Below are 24,147 nucleotides of genomic sequence, written 5' to 3'. Positions count from 1 at the left end.
CAATCCACAAGGAGCGCAGCGTGCCCGGTACCAACCTGACGCGTGACGAGGCCCGCGAGCGGGCCCGGATCATCGACGTCGACTCGTATGCCGTCACCCTCGATCTGACCGGCACGGGAGCCACGTTCCCGTCCACGACGGTGCTCAGGTTCGACTGCGCCGAACCCGGCGCGAGCACCTTCGTCGATCTGATCGCCCCAGAGGTGCACGAGATCACCCTCAACGGCAAGGCGCTCGACGTCGCGTCGGTGTACGCGGACAGCCGGATCGCGCTGACCGACCTGGCCGCGCACAACGAACTGCGGGTGGTCGCGTCCTGCGCGTACATGAACACCGGCGAGGGCCTGCACCGCTTCGTCGACCCGGTGGACGGCAAGACGTACCTCTACACCCAGTTCGAGGTGGCCGACGCCCGGCGGGTGTTCGCGGGCTTCGAACAGCCCGACCTCAAGGCCACGTTCGCGTTCACGATCAGCGCGCCCAGCGACTGGCACGTGGTCTCCTGCTCGCCCACGCCCGAGCCGTCGGCGGCCGGCGACGGCGTCGCGGTGTGGGCGTTCGAGCCGACGCCGCGGATCTCGACCTACATCACCGCGCTGGTCGCGGGCCACTACCACGCGGTACACGACAGCTACACCGCCGCGGACGGCACGGTCGTCCCGCTCGGCGTCTACTGCCGCTCCTCGCTGGCCCCGTTCCTGGACGCGGACGCCATCCTCGAGGTCACGAGGCAGGGCTTCGACTACTTCCTGAAGCAGTTCGACTTCCCGTACCCGTTCGGGAAGTACGACCAGCTCTTCGTCCCCGAGTACAACGCCGGCGCGATGGAGAACGCGGGCTGCGTGACGATCCTGGAGGACTACGTCTTCCGCTCGAAGGTCACCGACACGTCCTACGAGACGCGCGCGGAGACCATCCTGCACGAGCTGGCGCACATGTGGTTCGGCGACCTGGTCACCATGCAGTGGTGGGACGACCTGTGGCTGAACGAGTCGTTCGCCACCTACGCGTCGGTGCGCTGCCAGGCCGAGGTGACCCGCTGGTCGCACGCGTGGGCCACGTTCGGCAACCGGATGAAGACGTGGGCCTACCGGCAGGACCAACTGCCGTCCACACACCCGATCTTCGCCGACATCCGGGACCTGGAGGACGTCGAGGTCAACTTCGACGGGATCACCTACGCCAAGGGCGCCTCGGTGCTCAAGCAGTTGGTCGCCTACGTGGGCAGCGAGAACTTCTTCGCCGGCGTGCGCACCTACTTCAAGAAGCACGCGTGGGGCAACAGCCGGCTGGCCGACCTGCTCGGCGCGCTGGAGGAGACCTCGGGCCGGGACCTGAAGGCGTGGTCGCGCGAATGGCTGGAGACCGCGGGGGTGAACACCCTGCGGCCCGCGATCTCCACCGGCCGGGACGGGGTGATCACCTCGTTCGCGGTGCTCCAGGAGGCCCCCGAGGCGTGGCCGACGTTGCGCTCGCACCGGATCGCGATCGGCTTCTACAACCGCACCGACGCGGGTCTGGTCCGCACCCACCGGCTCGAACTCGACGTCACCGGCGCGCGGACCGAGGTCGCGGACCTGGTCGGGCTGACCCGGCCGGACGTGGTGCTGCTCAACGACGACGACCTGACCTACACCAAGATCCGGCTCGACGAGGACTCGCTCGCGTTCGTCACCGACACGATCGGCGAGTTCGTCGACCCGCTGCCGCGCGCGTTGTGCTGGGCGGCGGCGTGGGACATGACGCGCGACGCGGAGATGGCGGCGCGCGACTATCTCAAGCTGGTCCTGGCGGGCGCGGGCGCCGAGCAGGACATCAACATCGTCCAGTCGTTGCAGCGCCAGGTCACCAGCGCGCTCGAGCTGTACGTCGACCCGGCGCACCGCGAGCGCTCGCTGGCCGAACTCGCGGTCACGGCCGAGCGGTTGTTGCGCGCGGCGCAGCCGGGCAGCGACCATCAGCTGGCCTGGGCGCGCTGCCTGGCGTCGGTGGCGGCGCGCCCGGACCACCTGGCGATCCTGCGCGGCCTCCTCGACGGCACGGAGCAGATCGAGGGGCTGGCCGTGGACGCCGACCTGCGCTGGGCGCTGCTGCTGCGGCTGTCCGCGACCGGGGTGGCGGGTGAGGCCGACGTGGCCGCCGAGTTGGCGCGGGACTCCACGGCGGCCGGGCAGCGGCACGCCGCGGCGGCGCGCGCGGCCCGGCCGACGGCCGAGGCCAAGGACGCGGCGTGGGCGTCGGTGGTCGACTCCGACGCGCTGCCGAACGCGATCCAGGCGGCGGTGATCGGCGGGTTCGGCCAGCCGGCGCAGCGCGACCTGCTCGCGTCGTACACCGAGCGGTACTTCGGTGCGATCGCCGAGGTGTGGGCGACCCGCACCAACGAGATCGCCCAGCAGATCGTGATCGGTCTGTACCCCACGCTCCAGGTGAGCGAGGAAACCCTGGACCGCACCGACACCTGGCTCGCGAGCGCCGACCACCCGGCGGGCCTGCGCCGCCTGGTCCTGGAAAGCCGCGACGGGGTGGCCAGGTCCCTACGGGCCCGGGCCCGGGACGCGGGGTAGGGGCGGGGTCGGCCGGCCTGCGGCCCGCTTTGGCCTCAATCGCCGGCCGGGCTGTTCCTTTGGCCTCACGCGCCGGCCGGGCTACTTGGCCTCAAACGCCGGCCGGGCTGGATTGGCCCGGCCGGCGTCCGGCCGGGGCCACCGGCCTGCGGCCCGCTTGGCCTCAAACGCCGGCCGGGCTGAATTTTTCGGCCCGGCCAGCGTTCGACGCTGCTGTGGGCAATCGGGCGGGTCGCCGAACGAGCCACGCCAATCAGCCCGGCCGGCGTTTGAGGCCAAGTAGCCCGGCCGGCGTTTGAGGCCAAGTAGCCCGGCCGGCGCTTGAGGCCGCCTCGGCCGAAGGCCAGGCATCCCAGCCCGGCCGGCGTTTGAGGCCAAGTAGCCCGGCCGGCGCTTGAGGCCGCCTCGGCCGAAGGCCAGGCATCCCAGCCCGGCCGGCGTTTGAGGCCAAGTAGCCCGGCCGGCGCTTGAGGCCGCCTCGGCCGAAGGTCGGGCATCCCAGCCCGGCCGGCGCTTGAGGCCAAAAGCAGCCCGGTCGGCGTATGAGGCCACGTAAGGGTTAACCCGGTGCGCGACCGCACCCACCGGCCCGGTAGCGTGGCCCCCGTGGTGAACAGGAATGCACTTCGCGCCGGGGCCGTGTCGGCCGTTGTCACGCTCATGTCGGTGCTCTCGACGCCGGCCTTCGCGAACATCCGCGACGACGGCGACGACCCGGGCCCCAGCATGAGCCTCGGTACCACCCTTGGTGTCTTCGTCGGCATCCCGATCGCGTCGTTCCTGATCATCGCCGGTCTCGTGATGCTTCCGGACATCATCAAGAAGAAGCACCACTAGGCACCGAGCACACCGAATCTCCCCCGAAGCCGCCGAACGGGTACACCCACTCGGCGGCTTCGGCGCGTCCGTATGGACGAACGTGCTACACCCCGCGAAACGCCCGCGCCAGCGACACCGCCCGCGGCTCGGCCGGCAGATCCTCCAGGTAGACGTGCCGCCCCGCCCCGTCGGCCACCGGCAACAGCCAGTTCGGATACTGGTTCCACGTCCCCGGCACGTTCTGCGGCCGCCGATCGCCCACCCCGTCCGGCAGCCATACCCCAAGCAGCCGGCACGGCGTCGCAGCGAGCAGCCGATGCAGCGCCTCGACCGTCTCCCGCTCCCCCGCGCCGGGCCGCAGGTAGCCGCGCCGGCGCAGCAGTTCGAGCCACTGCCCACGATCGGCCAGGTCCTCGGCCCGCTCGGTGTCCACGTCCCGCACCAGCAGGTGCAGCCGCGCCCACAGGTCGATGTGCTCGCCCGCGAGCCGGGCCGCGGTCGGCGGCAGGTCGTGTGTGGTCACCGTGGCCAGCGACGTGGGCCGCCACTGCTCGGGCGGCAACGGTCGCCCCTTGTCGTCGCGTTCGAACCACAACACCGACGTGCCCAGGATGCCCCGCTCGGCCAGGTACGTACGCACCCACGGCTCGACCGTGCCCAGGTCCTCCCCGATCACGACGGCACCCGCGCGCTGGGCCTCCAGGGCCAGGATGCCGACCATCGCCTCGTGGTCGTAGCGCACATACGCGCCCTGCGCCGGGCTGTTGCCCTTGGGCACCCACCAGAACCGGAACAGCCCGAGCACATGGTCCACCCGTACCGCGCCGGCGTGCCGGAACACCGCCCGCAGCAGTTCCCGGTAGGGCGCGTAGCCCGCCTCGGCCAGCCGCAGCGGATGCCACGGCGGCTGGTTCCAGTCCTGCCCGAGCTGGTTCATCGCATCCGGCGGCGCACCACCGGTGGCACCGAGCGCGAGCACCCGGCCGCCCCGCGCCGAGCCGAGCACCCACGCGTCCGCCCCGTCCGGGTGCACGCCCACCGCGAGGTCGTGCACGATGCCCACCGGCATGCCCGCGCCGGTCGCCGCGTCCTGCGCCGCGCGCAACTGGTCGGCGAGCACCCACTGGGTCCAGCGGTGGAAGTCGAGCGCGCCGGCGAGCCGTTCGCGCTCGGCCTCGACCTCGGGCGCGTCCGGGTCGTGCAGTTCGGCGGGCCAGTCGCGCCAGGTCGGCCCGTACTCCTCCACCAGCGCGCACCACGTGGCGAAGTCGGTCAACCACCGCCCCTCGCGCGCCACGAACGCGCGGTAGTCGGCGTCCCGCCCCAGGCTGCGCGGCACCTTGTGGACCAGCGCGAGCGCCTCCCGCTTGGCCACCCGTACCGCGTCCCGGTCCAGGTGCTCGGCGCCGTCCTGCCCGTCCCCCGCCTCGGCCCGCAACTCCTCGGCGACGGCCCGCTCGACCGGGGTCAGATAGGCGAACTCGGGGATGGCCTCCACCCGTACATACATCGGGTCCGGGAACCGGCGGCTCACCGGCAGATACGGCGAGGGCTCCACCGGCGGCACCGGCGAGGCCGCGTGCAGCGGGTTGACCAGGACGAATCCGGCCCCTTGGGTACGCGCCGACCACACCGCGAGGTCGGCCAGATCGGCCAAGTCGCCGATCCCCCAGGAGCGATGCGAGGGCAGCGAGTAGAGCTGCAGCATGTATCCCCACGAGCGCCCGGCGAGCGCGGGCAGCACCGCCGGGGTGATCGCGACCGGGCAGCAGGCGCGCACGCCCTCGCCGGTCGTGCTCGGCACGCCGCCCGAGCCGAGCGACTCCTCGGGCGCGGGCACGCAGCGCGCGTGCAGGGTGTGCCAGCCCAGCGGCAGGTCGGCGGGGACCCGATGGGCGCCGATCGGGTCACCGAGCGGACCGCGGCCGGGGCCCGGGCCCAGATCGCGCCGGATCCCGCCGTCCTCCAGTTCGATCCACAGGTCGACCCGATGGCCGGTGGGCACATTGACGGTGAATTCGGCCGCTCGTCCCGAGCGCAGTACCAGCACCGGCGGCAACAACCGGGTGCGGCGCAGTTCGTCGTGCGCGGCGAGCGCGGCCCGCGCCGTCTCGGGGGTCGACGCGTCCACCCCGAGTGCGTCCAGGACCGCCGTCACCGTCGCGGGGTCGGTGTGCACGGCCTCGCCGCGCCACCCCTGATACTCCGTGGCCACCCCGAACGCGGCGGCGAGCCGGACCAATTCGGGAGACAACTGCGATACGCGTGGTTCCTCCATGCCCGCGAGCATCGCACCCGAACGCCTCGGCTGTCGGCGTGTCCGAGCGACACGCGAGCGGGTGTGTCGGGTCCCCCGGGAAACCTGTCGAAACAAAAACGGCGACGGGCTCCCCGGAGGAAATCCGCCGCCGTCTAGGCGCTCGCGACCTGGTCGAAATGGTCGAAGCCCGCTTCCTGTGCGCCGTACGGCGCCAGGTATGGCTCCCAGCGTGGATCGCGGAACCCGGTGCCCAGGATCCGCCACGCCAGACCGGTGGGTTGGGATGGGGTGCGCGGCATTCGCCAGCCCAGCTCGGCGATGTACCGGTCGCTCTTGACGTGATTGCAGCGACGGCACGCCGACACCACGTTGTCCCACGTGTGTTGCCCACCGCGGCTGCGGGGGACCACGTGGTCGACGCTGGTGGCGGCGCTTCCGCAGTAGACACAACGCCCTCCGTCGCGGGCGAACAGCGCGCGGCGGGTGAGCGGAACTTGGCCCCGAAAGGGGATGCGGACGAAACGGGTCAGTCTGATCACACTGGGTACGGGAATCTCGGTGGTGGCGCTGTGCAGGATGGTGCCTGTTTCTTCCAGGCACATTGCCTTGTCGTTCAGCACGAGGATCAGTGCGCGGCGTACGGGCACCACGCACAGGGGCTCGTACGACGCGTTGAGGACCAGCGAATGCGGCACGTATGCCTCCCTGTGACGCCGACAGCGCGTGGCTCGCGCCGGGGACGATCGGCCTCCAGTGTCCATGGCGGGATACCCCATGCGCTACCAGGAATCGACAAGGTCACAGAGCGTTCACCTGCACGGGTGGCCGGGTGTGGTGGAGTGGTGACCGTCCGCATCTCCCGAACGGGCGTCGGGCCCGGGCGTTTAGGGTGCGCCCATGACGCGCTCTGTGCAGCCCGCGGAACACGCCCCCCACGAGACCCCGCACGCCCCCGCCGCCGCCCGTGCCGACACGGTCGACGTGCTGTTCGGGCGTGCCGTACCCGATCCCTATCGCGCCCTGGAGGATCCGGACGCGCCCGCCACCCGCGCCTGGTCCGCCGCGCAGGACGCGTGGTTCCACGCGCACGTGGACGAATTGCCCGGCCGCGACCGGTTGCGGGCGCGGCTGGCCGAACTGCTGGCCACCGGCCTGATCGGGCTGCCCTGTTGGCGCGGCGGGCGGCACTTCCTGATCCGCCGCGATCCGGGCCGCGAGCACGCGGTGTTGTTCGTGGTCGAGTCGGACGGGACCGAACGCGCCCTGGTCGACCCGATCGCGATCGACCCGAGCGGCACCACCACGCTGGACCAGTGGGTGCCCTCGGACGAGGGCGATCGGCTCGCCTACCTGCTCTCCACCGGCGGTGACGAGGAGTCGCGCCTGTACGTGCTCGACGTGGCCACCGGCGACCGACTCGACGGCCCGATCGACCGGATGCGGGACACCTCGATCGCGTGGCTGCCCGGCGGCGACGCGTGTTATCTGGTGCGCCGACTGCTGCCCGAGGCGGTGCCGGCGGGTGAGGAACAACACCACCGCCGGGTCTACCTGCATCGGATCGGCGCCGATCCGGCCGCCGCCGTCGAGGTGTTCGGCGCGGACGGGGCACCCGGCACCTATTACGGCCTCGGGGTCAGTCGGGACGGCCGCTGGCTGACCGTGTCCGCCTCGCTGGGCACCGCGCCGCGCAACGATCTGTGGCTGGCCGATCTGCACGCGAGCCCGGCCGAGCGGCCCGCGCTGTGCCCGGTGACGGTGGGCCTGGACGCGCTCACCGGGGTGCGGGTGGGTCGGGACGGGCGGTTGTACGTGTTCACCGATCTGGACGCGCCGCGCGGCCGGTTGTGCGTGGCCGACCCGGCGACGCCGGCGCCCGAGCACTGGCGGGACCTGGTCGCCGAGGAGCCGGACGCGGTGCTCACCGGCTACACCATCCTGGACGGGCCCGACGCGCCGCGGCCGACCCTGCTGGTCAGCCGGACCCGGCACGCGGTGGGCGAGTTGACCGCGTACGACCTGGCCGACGGGGCGGTACTCGGGAAACCCGCGACGCCCGGCGGCACCCCCGGATCGATCGGCGGCCTGGCCGAACGGCCCGAGGGCGGGCACGAGGCGTGGTTCGGCTGGTCGGACTACACCGCGCCGTCGGCGGTGTTGCGCTACGACGCGCGTACCGGGGCGATCGACACGTGGGCCGCGGCGCCCGGCAGCGCGGAGTTGCCTGCGGTGCGGGTGCGCCAGGAGTCGTACCGTTCCGCCGACGGCACCACGGTGCGGATGTTCGTGATCGCGCCGACCGCAGAGCCGGACCGTCCCCGACCGGCGGTGCTGTACGGATACGGCGGCTTCGGCATCTCGCTCGGCCCGGCCTACTCGGCGGGCATCCTGGCCTGGGTGGCGGCGGGCGGGGTGTACACGATCGCGAATCTGCGCGGCGGCGCCGAGGAGGGCGAGGAGTGGCATCGAGCGGGCATGCGCGGGCACAAGCAACGCGTGTTCGACGATTTCCACGCCGCGGCGGAGCATCTGGTGGCCCGCGGCTGGACCACGCCCGACCGGCTCGCCGCGTCCGGCGGCTCCAACGGTGGACTCCTTGTGGGCGCCGCGCTGACCCAGCGGCCGGAGTTGTACGCGGCGGTGGCCTGCTCGATGCCGCTCCTGGACATGGTCCGCTACGAGCGGTTCGGCCTCGGCCGGTTGTGGTCGGACGAGTACGGCAGCGCCGAGGTGCCCGAGGAGTTGGACTGGCTGCTCGGCTACTCGCCCTATCACCGGGTCCGCGCGGGGGTGGCCTACCCGGCCGTGCTGTTCACCGTGTTCGACGGCGACACCCGAGTGGATCCGCTGCACGCGCGCAAGATGTGCGCGGCCCTGCAACACGCGACGGCGAGCCCGCGCCCGGTGCTCCTGCGCACCGAGGCCGAGGTCGGCCACGCGGCCCGCTCGGTCACCCGCACGGTCGAACTGACCGTGGACACGCTGTCCTTCCTGGCCGCGCACACCGGCCTGGACCTCGGCGCGCTTCGGCCCGGCACCGACGAAGGCGGCGAACGATGACGTAGCCGACACCGCCTCCTGACTACTGTGGGAGCGAATCCCCCGTCGTCGTCATCGTCGTCACGGACGATCGTCGTCGGGGGAAGGCTCCCTCACTCCCCGTCCGAAAGGTCTCGTACGTGTCCGCGCCCGTCCCCGGAAGCCTGCTGTCCCTCGACGTCGCCGCGAGCAACGGACGGGTGTCGTCCTGGTTCGACCGGCACGGCGAGTCCCTCGTGGTGACCCCGATCCGGATCCTCGTGATCATCCTGGTGGCGCTCATCCTGCGGGCGGTGACCCGGAAGCTGATCACCCAGCTGGTCGGCCGGATGGCGAACAGCGGCACGGACAGTACCGGGCGGCCGGTCACCGGCTTCCTGCTCAACGCCGAGCGCCGCCGACAGCGCGCCGAGACGGTCGGCTCGGTGCTGCGCAGCACCGCGTCGTTCGTGATCCTGGGCATCGCCGGGCTGATGGTGCTCGGCGAGTTCAAGGTCAACCTGGCACCGCTGCTTGCCAGCGCGGGCATCGCCGGTGTCGCGATCGGCTTCGGCGCGCGCAACCTGGTGACCGACTTCCTGTCCGGGATGTTCATGATCCTGGAGGACCAGTACGGCGTGGGTGACCTGGTCGACGCGGGCCCGGCGACCGGCACGGTGGTCGAGGTGGGCCTGCGGATCACCAAGCTGCGCGACGTGGACGGCACCGTCTGGTACATCCGCAACGGCGAGATCAAGCGGATCGGCAACAAGAGCCAGGGCTGGGGCACCGCCAAGGTGGACGTACAGGTCGGCTACCACGAGGACGTGGACAAGGTGCGCGCGGTGATCGCCTCCACCGCCGAGGCGCTGGCCGAGGTCGAGCCGTGGAACGAGCGGGTCTGGGGCTCGGCGACCGTGGTCGGGATGGAGTCGGTGACGGCGGACGCGGTGGTCCTCCAGGTCCAGATCAAGACCATGCCGGGCCAGGAGTTGCCGGTCGCGCGGGAGTTGCGCGGACGCGTCAAGCGCGCCTTCGACGACGCTGGCATCCGCATCACCGAACCGATCGCCTCCGCGACGGGCCCGACCGGCGACGAGGGCCAGGCCCCCGCCCCGGCCGAACCGGCGCCCGTGCCGGTGACGCCGCCGCCGGCTCCGCCGACGCCTCAGGGCCCGGGGGCACCGGGGGGCTCCTGAGTCGGGGGCGGCCGTTCGGGTTGTCGGTGGGCGTGGGTGGGTGGGGTCGCGGGGTCGCACGCCGAGACTGGATGGGTGGACTCTCCTCTTTGTTTGGTCACCGGGGCCACCGGCTATCTCGGTGGGCGGTTGGTGCCGGAGTTGTTGGCGGCCGGGTATCGGGTGCGGTGCATGGCACGGACGCCGGGGAAGCTGCGGGATCATCCGTGGGCGGATCGGGTGGAGCTGGTCCGGGCCGACGCACTCGACCCGGACGCGGTGCGTCGCGCCCTCGAGCGCGTGGACGTCGCCTACTACCTGATCCACGCGCTCGGCACCGGACCGCACTTCGCGGACACCGACCGGGAGAGCGCGCGGATCTTCGCCGCCGCGGCCGAGGAGGCGGGTGTCCGACGTCTGGTCTACCTCGGCGGCCTGGGCCCCGCGGCCGGGTCCGCGGCCCGCGATTCCTCGCCGCATCTGCGCTCGCGCGCCGAGGTGGGGGAGATCCTGCTCGCCGGCGCCGTGCCCACCGCCGTGTTGCGCGCCGCGGTGATCATCGGGTCGGGTTCGGCGTCCTTCGAGATACTGCGACACCTGACCGAGCGGCTTCCGGTGATGGTGACCCCGCGCTGGGTCACCTCGCGGATCCAGCCGATCGCGGTCCGCGACGTGCTGCACTACCTGGTGGGTTGTGCCGCGCTCCCGCCGGAGGTGAATCGTGCCTTCGACATCGGCGGCCCCGATGTGCTCACCTACGAGCGGATGATGCAGCGCTACGCGGCCGTGGCCGGGCTGCCCCGGCGCCGGGTGTTGCCCGTACCGATGCTCTCGCCCCGGCTGTCCAGCCTGTGGGTGGGCCTGATCACCCCCGTCCCCGGTGGTCTGGCCCGACCGCTCGTCGAGTCGCTGCGCAGCGAGGTGATCTGCCACGAGCACGACATCGTTCGCTACGTGCCGGACCCACCCGGCGGCCCGACCGGCCTCGACCGCGCGCTCGAACTCGCCCTCGAACGTATCCGCGACGCGAACGTGGCCACCCGCTGGTCCTCCGCCGCACTGCCCGGCGCCCCCAGCGATCCGCTGCCCACCGACCCGGACTGGTCCGGCGGCACGCTGTACGAGGACGTCCGCGAGGGCCGGCCCGCCGCAACCCCGGCGGCGGTGTGGCGGGTGATCGAGGGCATCGGCGGCAGCAACGGCTGGTACTCGTGGCCGCTCGCGTGGTCGGTGCGCGGCGCGCTGGACCGGATCGTGGGCGGCGTCGGGCTGCGCCGGGGCCGCCGGGATCCGCACCGGCTCCGGGTCGGCGACGCGCTGGACTTCTGGCGGGTGGAGGAGGTGATCCCCGGCGAGCTGCTCCGACTGCGCGCCGAGATGCGGCTGCCGGGCCTGGCCTGGCTGGAGTTCACCGTGACCGCCGCCGGCGGCGCCACGCACTACCGGCAGCGTGCGCTGTTCCATCCCCGAGGGCTGCTCGGGCACGCGTACTGGTGGGCCGTCTTCCCCTTCCACGGCATCGTGTTCGGCGGCATGCGCCGAAGCATCGCGCGCGCCGCGGCCCGATCGCGCTGAGCGCCCCCGGCTCGCCGGCCCATCTGGGAGGATGGGACGGTGACCCAGATGCCAGAGCCGGAACCGAGTCTCTACGATGCCGTCGGCGGCGAGGAGACGTTCGTCAAGCTCGTGCACCGCTTCTACCAGGGCGTGCGCGAGGATCCCCTGCTCCGCCCGATGTACCCGGAGGAGGACCTCGCCGGAGCCGAGGACCGGCTGCGGATGTTCCTGGTCCAGTACTGGGGCGGGCCGCGCACCTACAGCGAGCAGCGCGGCCACCCGAGGTTGCGGATGCGGCACGCGCCCTTCGCGGTGACCGAGGAGGCCCGCGACGCGTGGTTGCGGCACATGCGCGCGGCGGTGGACGACATCGCACTGCCCGCCGAGCAGGAGAACACCCTGTGGGAATACCTGGTCTACGCCGCACAGTCGATGGTCAACCGCCTCGACTGACCGGCCGAAGGCGCGGCTCGGGTCAGGGATCGGGGTCGAGGGTCAACGGGTGAACAACAACCCCGGGGCGCCCTCACGCCGTACCGACACCGAGCCGTAGCGCGCCTCGAGCCGCAACCAGGCGCCCGCCCGCAGTACCTCGACCCGGGCCGCGGCGTCCGGCGGGCCCAGGAAGCCGAAGGACTGCGCGGCGTGCGCGGCGCGCAGCGGCAGCCGGCCGGCCATCGGCCTGGTCCAAATCCCGGCGGCGATCCGGTCGAGGTCGGCGCGCGCCATGCCCGGTTCGGTCCGGGCCCGGAACTCGGCGACACCGGCCGCGACTTCGTGGGCCAGGTCGAGCACACCGAGTTCGGCGACCCGCGCCCAGCCGGTGCGCGGCGGCAGCAGCCCGGCCCACCCGGGACCGGTCACCGACGCCGGCGGGACCACGCTCGCGTCGTCCGCGATCGCGTCCAACAGCTGCCCGGCGGACACGGTGGCGTCCACCGTCGCCGGTTCGGCCAACTCGCTCGCCCGCAGCGTGATCACCCCCGACGCGGCCTCGCCGAACGGCGGATGGCCGAACGTACCCAGCACCGAACCCTCGGCCCGGATCCGCACCACCGCGCGACGGTCGTAGCGCAGCAGTCGGGCCAGGTAGCCGCCCAGATCCGCGGCGGCGGCCGAATCGGCCAGTCGGAGTGTGCTCACGGCCGGGCCGACCGCCCCGCCGGCCGGCCCTGCGGCTCCAGGAAGCGCTCCAGGTAGGCGCGTTCGTCCTCGTTCAGCCGGCGCGGGCGCTGCTCGTCCAGCGAGTAGGGCACCAGTACGGACAGCGCCGTCGCGTACAGCTGCTCGTCGTCCCTGATCTCGTAGGCCAGCGTGAAGCGGGCGGCGCCGATCGCGGTCACCCAGGTCTCCACCCGCACCGGCTCGGCCCGCCACACCATGGGCCGCTTGTAGTCGATCTCGTGCCGGGCGATCACCACGCCTTCGGAGAGGGTCTTGGCCCCCTCGCGCTCGCCGAGGACGAACATCATGTCCACGCGCGCCTCCTCCAGATAGCGGAGGTACTGCACATTGTTGATGTGCCGGTAGGCGTCCATGTCGGACCACCGAAGCGGCGCCTGGTAGATGTGCCTGGCCACGTGCCCGGCCTCCTGCTCTGTGGATGCGGACCGATGGCCTGCCGTATGCGGACATACGACAGGCCATCGGCTACGCGGTGTCGACCCGGTGGGTCAGTTGCGCTTGAGCTTCTTGTAGGTCGCGCGGTGCGGCCGGGCCGCGTCCGCGCCCAGGCGCTCGACCTTGTTCTTCTCGTACGACTCGAAGTTGCCCTCGAACCAGAACCACTTCGACTCACCCTCGTAGGCGAGGATGTGCGTGGTCACCCGGTCCAGGAACCAGCGGTCGTGCGAGACGACCACGGCGCAGCCCGGGAACTCCAGGAGCGCGTTCTCCAGGCTGGAGAGGGTCTCCACGTCGAGGTCGTTGGTCGGTTCGTCGAGCAGCAGCAGGTTGCCGCCCTGCTTGAGGGTCAGCGCCAGGTTGAGCCGGTTGCGCTCGCCGCCGGAGAGCACCCCGGTGGGCTTCTGCTGGTCGGGACCCTTGAAGCCGAAGGCGCTGACGTAGGCGCGGGACGGCACCTCGACGTTGCCGACCTTGATGTAGTCCAGGCCGTCGGAGACGACCTCCCACAGGTTCTTCTTCGGGTCCAGGCCGCCGCGCGACTGGTCGACGTAGGAGACCTTGACGGTCTCGCCGACCTTGATGTCGCCCGCGTCGGGGGTCTCGGCGTCGATCAGCATCTTGAACAGCGTGGTCTTGCCCGCGCCGTTGGGGCCGATGATGCCGACGATGCCGTTGCGCGGCAGCGTGAAGGAGAGGTCGTCGATCAGCAGCTTCTCGTCGAAGCCCTTGCTGAGGTGGTTCACCTCGATCACCACGTTGCCCAGGCGCGGACCCGGCGGGATCTGGATCTCCTCGAAGTCCAGCTTCCGCATCTTGTCCGCCTCGGCGGCCATCTCCTCGTAGCGGGCCAGGCGCGCCTTGCTCTTGACCTGGCGGCCCTTCGCGTTGGAGCGGACCCACTCGAGCTCGTCCTTGAGCCGCTTCTGCCGCTTGGCGTCCTTCTGCCCTTCGACCTTCAGGCGGGTGGCCTTGGTGTCGAGGTAGGTGGAGTAGTTGCCCTCGTAGGGGTGCAGCCGGCCGCGGTCGACCTCGCAGATCCACTGGGCGACGTTGTTCAGGAAGTAGCGGTCGTGGGTGACCGCGACGACGGTGCCGGCGTACTTCTCCAGGTGCTGTTCCAGCCACTGGACGCTCTCCGCGTCGAGGTGGTTGGTCGGCTCGTCCAGGAGCAGCAGGTCGGGCGCCTCGAGGAGCAGCTTGCACAGTGCCACGCGGCGCTTCTCACCACCGGAGAGGTTCACGATCGGCCAGTCGCCGGGGGGGCAGCCCAGGGCGTCCATGGCCTGTTCGAGCTGCGAGTCGAGCTCCCACGCGTTGGCGTGGTCGAGCTGGTCCTGGAGCTCGCCCATCTCGGCCATCAGCTCGTCGGTGTAGTTCGTGGCCATCTCCTCGGCGATGGCGTTGAACCGGTCCAGCTTGCCCTTGATCTCCTTGACGCCGTCCTCGACGTTTTCCAGAACGGTCTTGGACTCGTCCAGCGGAGGCTCTTGGAGCAGGATTCCGACGGTGTAGCCGGGGGACAGAAACGCGTCGCCGTTGGACGGCTGCTCCAGCCCGGCCATGATCTTCAGAACGGTCGACTTACCCGCGCCGTTCGGGCCGACGACGCCGATCTTGGCTCCCGGCAGGAAGCTGAGCGTCACGTCGTCGAGGATCACCTTGTCGCCGTGCGCTTTACGCGCCTTGCGCATGGTGTAGATGTACTCAGCCATGCGTCCAAGCCTATGGTCTGGCGGACGGTCCCCGTGCATGGGTGCCCGGAGGGCGCGGGTTTTCGGCTTACGGGGGCGGTCGGGGACGTCTCGCCTTGTCCTCAAACGCCGGACGGGCTGGATTGACGCCGACGGACGAGGCTCCGGTTGGGCTTTGGCACGGGGGCTGGGCCGGGGCGGTCCGCGCGGCCTGGGGCCGGGCTTGTCCTCAAACGCCGGACGGGCTGATTTGAGGCTGCCGAACGAGCCTCGGCTTGGGCCTGAGCCCCCTCCGTACCGGGCCGGCGCGACCCCCTGCGGCCTGCGGCCGGGCCGTCCTCAAACGCCGGACAGGCTGGGTTGGACTGCCGAACGAGCCTGGGCTTGGGCTCGGTGCCGGGCTCGGGCGACCTGCGGCCCGCCGGTCCTCAAACGCCGGACAGGCTGATTTGAGGCTGCCAAATGAGCCTCGGCTTTGGCTGGGGCGTGGGCTCGGTACAGGGCCGGCGCGGCCCCTGCGGCCTGCGGCCGGGGCGTCCTCAAACGCCGGACGGGCTGGGTTGAGGCTGCCGAACGAGCCTCGGCCTCGGCTTGGCTCGGTGCCGGGCTCGGGCGGCCTGCGGCCCGCCGGTCCTCAAACGCCGGACGGGCTGATTTGAGGTTGCCGAACGAGCCTCGGCTTTGGCTGGGGCGTGCGCTCGATGCCGGGCCGGCACGGCCCCCTGCGGCCTGCGGCGGGGCTGTCCTCAAGCGCCTGGACGGGCTGGGTTGGGGCTGCCAACCAAGCTTCGGCTTTGGCTTGGGCGTGGGCTCGGTACAGGGCCGGCGCGGCACCTGCGGCCTGCGGCCGGGGCGTCCTCAAACGGCGGACGGGCTGGGTTGAGGCTGCCGAACGAGCCTCGGCCTCGGCTTTGCATAGGCGTGCGCTCGGGGCCGGGCCGGCGCGGCCCCCTGCGGCGGGGCTGTCCTCAAGTGGCCGGTCGGGCTGGGTTGGGTGTCGCGTGGGCATTGGGTCGCGGTTCGGGTGGGACGTGGTGTGGGTGTCGTCGGATGGTGCGGGCCCCGGCGCGGTGGGTTGCGGCGGGGCCCGGCTGTCATCTTGGGGTGGTGCTACTGGTTACGCAGCGGCGCCGTTGGAGCCGTTGTTGCGGCGGCGCATGTAGAACACCAGGCCGCCGCCGGCGAGGAGGAGCGCGCCTGCGCCGCCCAGGATCGCCGGGGTGTTGCTGCTGTCGCTACCGGTCGCGGCCAGGTCCGGGCCCTTCGGGTTCACCGGAGCCGGGGTCCCGCCCGTGCTGCCACCCGTGGTGCCACCGGTGACGCCCTCGGACGAGCCCGCGGGCTTGCAGTCGAGGGTGCCGGTGAACTCCTTGGCGGTCTTCCCGTCCGGGCCGACGATCGTGATCGTGTACGCCTTGTCCTCTTCGACCTTGACGACCTGGTCGACCGACTTGCCCGCCTCGACGGTGGTTTCCTTGCCGTCGAGCTTGAACTTGTACGGCTCGTCGCCGTTGTTCTTGACGGTGACCTTCACGCCGCCGACGGTGCAGTCCTTGGTGGCGTTGATCTCGGGGAGCGCGCCCTTGCCGGGGATGCCCCACTTGGCGATCGCCTTGTCCGAGGTCTGCACCTTCTGCTTGTCCGCGACGATCAGCAGTTGGCTGGTCGACCCGTCCTTGTTGGTGCCCTGGAAGACCCGACCGGCCTGCACGGTCGACTCGCCGGAGACCTCGACGGTCTGGCTGCCCGCCTTGGTCGCGCCGGCGGGGTTCACGTAGAGCTTGTCGCCGTTGCCGACCTTGTCGACGGCCTTGCCGTCGGCGTCCACCAACACGGGCTTGCCGTCGGAGTCGCCTGCGACCAGCTTCGCGTTGATCGACTTGCCCTCGGCGTTCGTCTTGATCTCGAACGGGCCGACACCGGGCTTGTCGTTGATCTTGCCGCTCTTCTCGCCCGGCGAGATCGAGAGCGAGACGGGGGGCTCGCTGACGTCGCCCTTGTTGGCGTCACCGATCAGGTACTTGTACAGCTTGACCAACTCGGGGTCGTTCTTGGTCTCTTCCAGGTTCTGGCCGTCGGTGAAGTGCCAGATGGCGGCCTGCGTGGCGGCCGCGGCCTCGCCCTCGCTCAGCTTCGGAGCCTTGACCGTGGTGCGGACGGTGTCCAGGTCCACCGTCGGGAACGAGTTCAGCAGGACCCACTTGACCTTGGCCTTGTCGGCCTTCGTGCCGAAGGAGGTCTCTTTCCAGTTCGACTCGTCGTACTTCGCGTCGTTGCGCACGATGGTGTGGAAGTCGATGCAGTAGGTGCGGAGGATCTTTCCGTCCACCTGGAGCTTCAGGATCGACGCGCGCATCGAGTCCTTCTTGCCCTGCAGGAAGATGTTCGCGCCGACGTCACCACCCTGATAGACGCCCTTCGCGCCTTCCGCGCTGGCTGCACCCGCGAAACCGATCACGCCGGCCGCCGCGAGGCCGGTGGCAATGACCATGGCCGACAGGCGGGTGGCCGTCCGTCCCGGTGTACGGAACATGTGGTGGTCCCCTCGAAAAATGTAAGCCGACTCGCGCGGCGCATCGTTCCCCCGAGCACGGCGCGAGTAAAGAACCGTTGAATGGTATGAGCAGCCGGGCCACCCCTCGCGACCCGGGGTACGCATTTGTTTCACGTTCTTTACCTCGGGAGAAGATCCGCATCGAGGACATCAATTCGGATATCGCGAAGTCGACAAGTCCTCGACGGATATAGCCGGTTATGGGGTGCGGCAAGCCGCATGGCTGATGATCAGGAGCATCTCGGTCACTATTGATTTGTCAAGGTGCATAACCGAAGGAATCGGTCTTTTAGTGATCCATGCCTCGACTCGGACCCTATTTGCCGGCATGATCCGACTCTTTCCGCCCCTTCCGTCCGGTCGGTTGCTCGACATGCGACGGTTGGCCCGGTTCGATGTGGATCATTCCTGGCGCAAGGTCGTCACAATTCTGTTTCAGATTCGTCCCGGAAACCGACTCGAATTATCCTCGCTATCACCAATGAATGGCTTTCCCGAACATCCGGTCGGCGCTCCCGGGAATTCATGCCGCCTCGTCTTCGCGCCCGGATCCGGGCACCGTGTCGAGCGCGAAGCTCCCCTGTTCGGCCACCGATCCGGCGGCGATCGTGTCCGCCACCACCGACAGTCGAGCCGGTCGGCCCACCCGGCGGAACTCCGCGACCCCCCGGGCCAGATCGTGTCCCACCGAGGACGCGTCGATCTCGGTGACGCTCCACCACCGCCCCTCGCGCTCCCACTCGCGCACCCGCAGTCGGCCCGTGACCACGAGCGGGTCGCCCTTGTCGATCGAACTCGTCACGTTCTCCGCGAGCCCCCGGAAGCAGACGACCGTGTAGAAGGACGCGTCCCCCGTCACCCACTGGCTCGTCTCCCGGTCATAGCGTCTCGGCGACACCGCCATCCGAAACCGCGCGAGCGGCACGCCGTTCTGGGTCATCTGGACCCGAACCTCGCTCGCGGCGTTGCCGACCACCGTCACGTAGGTGTCCACGCTTGCCTCCCTCGATCACCGGCGTGCCCCGCAACATCGCCGTCCGCCTTCGACGATGCGCCCTGCGGCGGTCGGTCGGCGGCGGATCGCGGCGGGCTGTGGACAACTCGGCCGCTGTGGACAACGCGGCATCACTCACGTGGGTGACGACCGCCCCCGCCGTCCCCCACGTGGGCGACACCCCCGCCCCACCCGCCCCCTCACCCCCGCCGCATCGGCTCCCGAGCCGCCACGAAGTACACGTGCGCCTCCCGATACCGCGCCAACTCCAGCTCCGCCGGCCCGATCAACAACCGATCCGCCACATCCCCCACACGTGTCTGCAGCGCCCCCGCCACCCGCGCCGTCCGCCGCGCCACCGCCGCTGCCGCCGCGCGCCGCCCGACCCACGCCCCCACGACCAGCACGAGCAGCCCGCCGAGCCCCACCCACCACGGCCCCGGCACCCCGAGCCACCGCACCACCGGCTTGCCCGTCACCGCCGCCCCGGCGCCGACCACCCCGGCCACCAGCGCGAGCAGCCCGACCCACTGCGCATCGGCCGCCGCCCGCACCCCGCCCGCCGTCGGCGCGGCCTCCGGCACGGCCCCCACCAGCACCGCGTCCAACTCGTCGGGCAACCGCCGCAACCCCTCCGCCAACGCCCGATGCACCCCGCCGACCCACGCCGCCGGCACCCCCCGCGTCAACGTCGCCCCGGCGCGCCGGATCACCTGCTCGGCCCGATGCACCTGGACCGGCGTGGGCCGCACCGGCGCCCGCCGTACCCGCCGCGCCAGCGGCCCCGAAGGAACCCGCGCCCCCTCCCCCGCGGCGGCCGCGACCACGCCCACCCCGACCGCGTCGCACAGCCCCGTCACCAGCGCGTCCCGGTCCTCGGCGGTGAACGCGTCCACGCTCGGCACCACACCGGCGAAGTACGGCTCCAGGCGTTCGGTCAACGTGTCCAGATCCGCGCCCAACCGCGCCACCGACGCCGCACCGCTCGCCGCCGCGCCCACCACCACGCGGCGCAGCTCGGCGATCCCGAGCCCGGTCTCCGGCGAGGTGGCCAACACCCGTACCTCGGCGAGCCCGTCCGCCGCGAGCAGCGCCCGTACGTCGGTCAGACACGCCGCGAGGTCCCCCACCGGCAGCCGGTCCGCGTGGTTGAGCACGACGGTCATCGACCGCCCGTGCCGGCGCAGCGCGCGCAGGTAGCGCTCGTGCACGATCGCGTCGGCGTACTTCTGTGGATCCAGCACCCACACGATGTGGTCCGCGACCGCCACCACCGCGTCCACCTCACCCCGGTGGGTGAGGTCGAGCGAGTCGTGGTCGGGCAGGTCGAGCAGGATCAGCCCGACCGGCATCCCACCGCCGCGCCGCGCGTCCAACGCCCCGTGCCGGGCCACCCGACGCGCCGGTTCGATGCCGAGCAGGTCGAGCAGCGGCGCGGCGCCCTCGGGATCCCACGCGCACGCGAGGGTGGTTCGGGTGGTGGGCCGGTGGGCGCCGGTATCCGCGAGGCGCAGTCCGCAAAGCACGTTGAACAACGACGACTTGCCCCCACCGGTGGCCCCCGCGAGCGCGATCACGGTATGCCGCGCGGCGGTACCGAGCCGCGTCTCGGCGTGCCCGAGCAGATCCTCCACGGAGGCCAGGTCGGCTTCGGCCAGCCGCTCCCGACCCAACGCCGCCATCCGCTCCAACGCCACCAACCGCGCCGCCAACCGCCCCGACTCCTCGCTCCCGCTCACCTGCCGAGCCCGCCGCCCGACGAACCGGTCCACGTACTGCCCACGCGCCCTCACGCGCTCCTCCGCACCGCGTCCAGCGCCGCCAGCAACTCCGCGTCGGCCCCGGCCGGCAGCGTGGTCGCGGCCGCGACCCGGCGGGCGCGTTCGCCGTCGAGGGTGGTCGCGATGACGCCGTGCAGCGATCGGTGCAGGTCGAGGATCAGCCGGGCGGCAGGCTCCGGGCCGAGTCGGATGCCGAGCCGGCCCGCCGCCTCACGGCCGATGCCCGGACTCAGCCCCGGGCCGCCGATCGCCGCGAGCATCGCCAACGGCTCGGCCGGGTCGGGCCAGTCGAGTGGGCCGGGCCCGCGGCGATCCACCCCACCGGCCGGGACGACACAGCCGGCCGACCGCTCGGCGGCCCGCGCGAACGCGTCGGCCACCAGCGCGTCCAGGCTCTCCCGAACCGTCCGCGCGGCCCCCGCCACGTCCCCCGTCCGCCACCGCCCCGTCGCCGCCCCGAGCAACAACGAGCCGTCGTCCAACGCCCGCAGCGCCCACCGCGTGGTCGCCGCGTAGGCCCGATCCACGCACGCGCGCGCCCGCTCGGCCGCCGCGTACTGCCGCCCCGCCGCCTCGGCCAGCGGCGGCACCCGCCGCTCCAGGCTGTGCAGCAGCCCGCCGAGGGTGCCCCGAACCACCGCTGCCCGCGCGTCCGGATCCGCGCCGCGTTCGGCGAGCCAGGTACGAATCGGCACCACGTTGCGCTCGGGCAACCCGGCCCCCGGCTCGGTCTCCACGATCGGATACAGCGGCACGCCGCCGAGCCCGGCCCGCCGCAACAGGCGTACGTAGTCCGGCCGGACCCGATCGAGTACCTCCGCCGGCACCCGGTTCAACACGATCGCCAGGCGCGTGTGCCGATCGCGCGCCAGCCGCAGCAGGTGCCACGGCGCCGCGTCCGCGTACCGCGCCGCCGTGGTCACGAAGATCCACAGATCGGCGGCACCGAGCAGCCGTACCGCGATCCGCCGATTGTCCGCGGAGACCGAGTCGATGTCCGGTACGTCGAGCAGCGCCATCCCCGGCGGCACCCGCTCGTCCAGGCGCAGCTCGATCCCGACATCCGCGGCCCCGACATCCGCGGCCCCGGCGCCCGCGGCCCCGGCGTCGGCAGCCCGGGCGTCCGCAGCCCCGAAGTCCCCGGCCCCGGCGCCCGCCGCGAACCAGTGCCGGTCCCCGGAGCGGCACACCAGGACCGGCACCCGCGTGGTCGGCCGCAGCGCGCCGGCCGCCGTGACCTCGCGCCCGACCAGCGCGTTCACCAGCGTGGACCGCCCGGCGCCGGTGGACCCGCCGACCACCGCGAGCAGCGGCGCGCGCGGCACCGCCAACCTCGGCAACAGGTAGTCGCCGAGCTGGTCGATCAACTCGCGGCGGGCCAGGCGAGCCGGTACCGCACCGGGCAGGTCGAGTGGGAAGCACGTCGCCACGACCCGATTCCGCAGGTCGGCGAGGGCTGCGGACAGGGGGTCACCGCCCATGATCACCACGGGCGACCACTGCCCGAATTGTCCGCATTCCCAACGTGCCGCCGGCGCTACATGGCGACCGTCACTCCGTCGGCGGACGACCGCTGCGCCGCCTCGATCGTCTCCAGCACGGTCACCGCGTCCTCGATCGGCACCGGCGGCGCCCCCTCGCCGCGGATCGCGCGCGCCATCGCGGCGTAGTAGTCCTGATAGGCGCCCGGCTCGGTCGCCACCGGCACGGTGTCGCCCGGCGTACCGAGCACCCCCCACGCCGCCGCCGGCTCGGTCCCCCACCCGGGTGTCCCGACCTCGACCCCGGCCCCGGTCCCGGTCCCGGCCCCGGCCCCGGTCCCGGTCCGCAGCAGGTCCTCCTGCGGATCCATCCCGAACTTCAGGTACGACGCCGTCGAGCCGAGCACCCGAAAGCGCGGCCCGAGATCGGCCGCCGCCGCGCTCATCCACAGGTGCGAGCGCTCGCCACCCACGTGGGTGAGCGCCACGAAGCTGTCGTCGTCCACGAGCGCCCCGTCCCGCCGGGTGTCCAGCTCGGCGTACACGTGCGTGGGCCGCCCGAACAGCGCCACCGCCTGGTCGATCAGATGTGTCCCCAGGTCGTACAGGATCCCGCCGAGCGCCGCCGGATCGGCCTGCTCCTTCCACCCCGCCGTACGCACCTGCGGTCGCCACCGCTCGAACCGCGACTCGAACCGGTGCACTTCACCGAGCCGACCCTCCGCCACCAGTCGCCGAACGGTCCGGAAATCGCCGTCGAACCGACGGTTCTGGTACACCCCCAGCAACCGCTCGTAACGCACCGCCGTCGCCGCCAGCGCCCGCCCCTCCTCGGCGCTGCCCGCGAACGGCTTGTCCACCACCACGTGCAGCCCGGCCGCCAACGCCCGAGTGGCCAACGGCACATGGAACCGGTTCGGCACGGTGATCACCACGAGATCGAAGTCACCCGCGCGAGCGAACATCTCGTCGGTCGTCCCGAGCACCTCGGCCCGCGGATACCGCGCCCGCACCTCGGCCTGCCGAGCCGGATTCCCGGTCACCACGGCAGCCAGCTCCAGCCCCTCGACGGCCGCCACGACCGGTGCGTGGAAGGCCGAGCCCCCTACGCCGTAACCGACAAGTACAGTCCTGGTGGGACCCACTGCGCCTCCCGCTGTCCGTTTCGGCCCTTCTCTGATCACATTCTGGCCGCCAACTGCGTCTGATCAGGTAACGGTGACCACCGAAACGTCGGTGAGGCATGCACACGGCCCTATTCTGTTGTGCCGCGACCGGATCCAGTGCAAGATCCTGATTCGCCCACGCCCTCGTAGCTCAGTGGACAGAGCAGGTGCCTTCTAAGCACTTGGTCGCAGGTTCGAGTCCTGCCGGGGGCACCGCCACGTCGTGGTCCGCCGCCCACCCCCGGGCGGCGTCCGCGCAGGTCAGTACGGGTCGGCGCGGGTATCGCCGGGGCCCGCCGAAGTGCCGGGCAGCCGTCGCGTCGGTCGCACGGGTGACCCGGCACTGCCCCACTGTCACCATCCATTTACGGATGGCCACGGCGAATACGCGGCAAGGTTTTCCGGTCCGGACAACACCGCCGCAATGGGCTCCGGATAGCTGCGCTTCGTGGCCGATAATCCACACAGCGTATGCCCCGCCTACACCGGAACGGCCGGCCGAATTCACGTTCGACGGCACCGGTCGGCTCGGCGGGCCGTGCTGCGGTGAACCGTTCGCAAGGGCAGCCCGACCATGGGCGGTTCGCCGGCCCGCGAGGGGGCGGCCGGGCTACTCGGCGATCAGGATTTCCAAACCCGCGTCGCGCAGTGCCTCCAGGGCCTCGGGGTCGGCCGTGCCGCTGGTGATCAGCAGGTCGATGTCGGCGAGCGGGCATACCTCGGCGAGTTCGATTCGGCCGAGCTTGGAGCCGTCGGCGACCACGACCCGGCGGCCGGCCGCGCGCAACATCGCGCGCTTGGCCTCGGCTTCCGGCAGGTTCACGTTGGTGATGCCGCCGGTGGGGTGTACGCCGTTGCAGCCCACGAAGACGGTGTCGGCGTGGATCCGCTCCAGGATGTGGTCGGCGAGCGGATTGATCAGGGAGTGCTGCAACGGCCGCAGGGTGCCGCCGGTGACCACCACCGAGAACCGGGGGATGGCGCGCTCCAGTTCGAGGGCGATGGTCAGCCCGTTGGTGAACACCACCAGGTCGCGCAGATCCTCACGGTCCACCAGGGCCCGGGCCACGAACGTGGTGGTCGTACCGACGTCCAGGACCACACTCTCCGACGGGGACACCAGCGCCGCGGCGGCCTGCCCGATCAGCGTCTTGGCGGGCGACGCCGAGGTCAACGCCTCCTCGAAGGACGGCTCGACGCGCGGGTCCCGGCCGGTGAACATCGCCCCGCCGCGTACCCGGCGCAGCCGGCCCTGCCGCTCCAGTACCTCCAGATCGGCGCGGACCGTCACGCGCGAGATGCCGAACGCCTCGGCCAGGTCGGTGACCTTGGCGAAGCCCCGGTCGGCGATCGTCGCGGCCATCCGGGCACGGCGGCCCTCGGCGGGGAGACCGTCGGTGTCGTCGTCTGGCATGGGCAGCATCTTGCGGACAGCTTTCGAAACTTGTCAAACCG

17 protein-coding genes and 1 tRNA gene are annotated in these 24,147 nt (G+C 71.8%); 7 read left to right on the top strand and 11 right to left on the bottom strand.

Annotation, left to right across the window (positions count from 1 at the left end; translation table 11 throughout):
* Positions 1-20 precede the first annotated feature (20 nt).
* Both pepN and ABIA38_RS34975 read left to right on the top strand, forming a co-directional pair.
* Positions 21-2,567: an aminopeptidase N gene (pepN, locus tag ABIA38_RS34980; protein WP_424642957.1), complete on the top strand. Its 2,547-nt coding sequence runs from the start codon at positions 21-23 to the stop codon at positions 2,565-2,567.
* A gap of 567 nt (positions 2,568-3,134) precedes the next feature.
* Complete coding sequence (locus tag ABIA38_RS34975; protein ID WP_424642956.1) at positions 3,135-3,404, top strand: hypothetical protein; 270 nt, start codon at positions 3,135-3,137, stop codon at positions 3,402-3,404.
* An 85-nt stretch (positions 3,405-3,489) separates the two neighbouring features.
* Here the strand turns inward: ABIA38_RS34975 and malQ are convergent, their stop codons facing one another.
* Positions 3,490-5,664: a 4-alpha-glucanotransferase gene (gene malQ / locus ABIA38_RS34970; protein WP_424642955.1), complete on the bottom strand. Its 2,175-nt coding sequence runs from the start codon at positions 5,662-5,664 to the stop codon at positions 3,490-3,492.
* Between the two features lie 134 nt (positions 5,665-5,798).
* Positions 5,799-6,341, bottom strand: a complete 543-nt coding sequence (locus ABIA38_RS34965; protein WP_391582935.1) for an HNH endonuclease — start codon at positions 6,339-6,341, stop codon at positions 5,799-5,801.
* 202 nt (positions 6,342-6,543) lie between these two features.
* Here ABIA38_RS34965 and ABIA38_RS34960 point away from each other — a divergent pair, with 202 nt between their 5' ends.
* The 4 genes from ABIA38_RS34960 to ABIA38_RS34945 all read left to right on the top strand — a co-directional run bounded on the left by ABIA38_RS34960 (position 6,544) and on the right by ABIA38_RS34945 (position 11,852).
* The gene (locus tag ABIA38_RS34960) at positions 6,544-8,706 is read left to right on the top strand and encodes a prolyl oligopeptidase family serine peptidase (RefSeq protein ID WP_424642954.1); all 2,163 of its coding nucleotides are present in this window, start codon (positions 6,544-6,546) and stop codon (positions 8,704-8,706) included.
* Between the two features lie 119 nt (positions 8,707-8,825).
* Positions 8,826-9,863: a mechanosensitive ion channel family protein gene (locus ABIA38_RS34955; protein WP_424642953.1), complete on the top strand. Its 1,038-nt coding sequence runs from the start codon at positions 8,826-8,828 to the stop codon at positions 9,861-9,863.
* 75 nt (positions 9,864-9,938) lie between these two features.
* Positions 9,939-11,417 (top strand): SDR family oxidoreductase, encoded by a 1,479-nt coding sequence (locus tag ABIA38_RS34950; protein WP_424642952.1) that lies wholly within the window; start codon positions 9,939-9,941, stop codon positions 11,415-11,417.
* Between the two features lie 48 nt (positions 11,418-11,465).
* Positions 11,466-11,852: a globin gene (locus ABIA38_RS34945; protein ID WP_424642972.1), complete on the top strand. Its 387-nt coding sequence runs from the start codon at positions 11,466-11,468 to the stop codon at positions 11,850-11,852.
* A gap of 42 nt (positions 11,853-11,894) precedes the next feature.
* Here ABIA38_RS34945 and ABIA38_RS34940 read toward each other — a convergent pair whose 3' ends face one another.
* From ABIA38_RS34940 to ABIA38_RS34905, 8 genes are all read right to left on the bottom strand, one after another.
* Positions 11,895-12,542: a hypothetical protein gene (locus ABIA38_RS34940; RefSeq protein ID WP_424642951.1), complete on the bottom strand. Its 648-nt coding sequence runs from the start codon at positions 12,540-12,542 to the stop codon at positions 11,895-11,897.
* A complete protein-coding gene (locus ABIA38_RS34935) occupies positions 12,539-12,979 on the bottom strand; it encodes an acyl-CoA thioesterase (protein ID WP_424642950.1) in 441 nt (146 codons plus the stop codon). Before ABIA38_RS34935 ends, ABIA38_RS34940 begins: the two co-directional genes overlap by 4 nt.
* Before the next feature lie 93 nt (positions 12,980-13,072).
* On the bottom strand, positions 13,073-14,737 hold the full coding sequence (ettA, locus tag ABIA38_RS34930; protein WP_424642949.1) for an energy-dependent translational throttle protein EttA: 1,665 nt from the start codon (positions 14,735-14,737) through the stop codon (positions 13,073-13,075).
* Between the two features lie 1,096 nt (positions 14,738-15,833).
* Positions 15,834-17,207, bottom strand: a complete 1,374-nt coding sequence (locus tag ABIA38_RS34925) for a thioester domain-containing protein (protein ID WP_424642948.1) — start codon at positions 17,205-17,207, stop codon at positions 15,834-15,836.
* Positions 17,208-17,793: 586 nt separating this feature from the next.
* The gene (locus tag ABIA38_RS34920) at positions 17,794-18,264 is read right to left on the bottom strand and encodes a single-stranded DNA-binding protein (RefSeq protein WP_424642947.1); all 471 of its coding nucleotides are present in this window, start codon (positions 18,262-18,264) and stop codon (positions 17,794-17,796) included.
* Between the two features lie 200 nt (positions 18,265-18,464).
* On the bottom strand, positions 18,465-20,057 hold the full coding sequence (locus ABIA38_RS34915; protein ID WP_424642946.1) for a GTPase: 1,593 nt from the start codon (positions 20,055-20,057) through the stop codon (positions 18,465-18,467).
* Positions 20,054-21,526 (bottom strand): dynamin family protein, encoded by a 1,473-nt coding sequence (locus tag ABIA38_RS34910; protein WP_424642945.1) that lies wholly within the window; start codon positions 21,524-21,526, stop codon positions 20,054-20,056. The genes ABIA38_RS34915 and ABIA38_RS34910 overlap by 4 nt, the downstream gene beginning before the upstream one ends.
* Positions 21,527-21,582: 56 nt before the next feature.
* Positions 21,583-22,671, bottom strand: coding sequence for a Gfo/Idh/MocA family oxidoreductase (locus ABIA38_RS34905; RefSeq protein WP_424642944.1), 1,089 nt, complete (start codon positions 22,669-22,671; stop codon positions 21,583-21,585).
* Positions 22,672-22,832: 161 nt separating this feature from the next.
* Here ABIA38_RS34905 and ABIA38_RS34900 point away from each other — a divergent pair.
* Positions 22,833-22,905 (top strand) — tRNA-Arg (locus tag ABIA38_RS34900).
* Positions 22,906-23,302: 397 nt separating this feature from the next.
* On the opposite strand, the gene ABIA38_RS34895 is transcribed toward ABIA38_RS34900, so the two are convergent.
* Entirely contained in the window at positions 23,303-24,106 is an 804-nt protein-coding gene (locus ABIA38_RS34895; RefSeq protein WP_424642943.1) for a DeoR/GlpR family DNA-binding transcription regulator, read from the bottom strand.
* Positions 24,107-24,147: the final 41 nt, after the last annotated feature.

The organism is Embleya sp. AB8 (genome assembly GCF_049739465.1).
Taxonomy (GTDB): domain Bacteria; phylum Actinomycetota; class Actinomycetes; order Streptomycetales; family Streptomycetaceae; genus Embleya.
The sequence above is the reverse complement of the archived record's forward strand: the minus strand, read 5'-3'. Positions and strand labels throughout refer to the sequence as shown.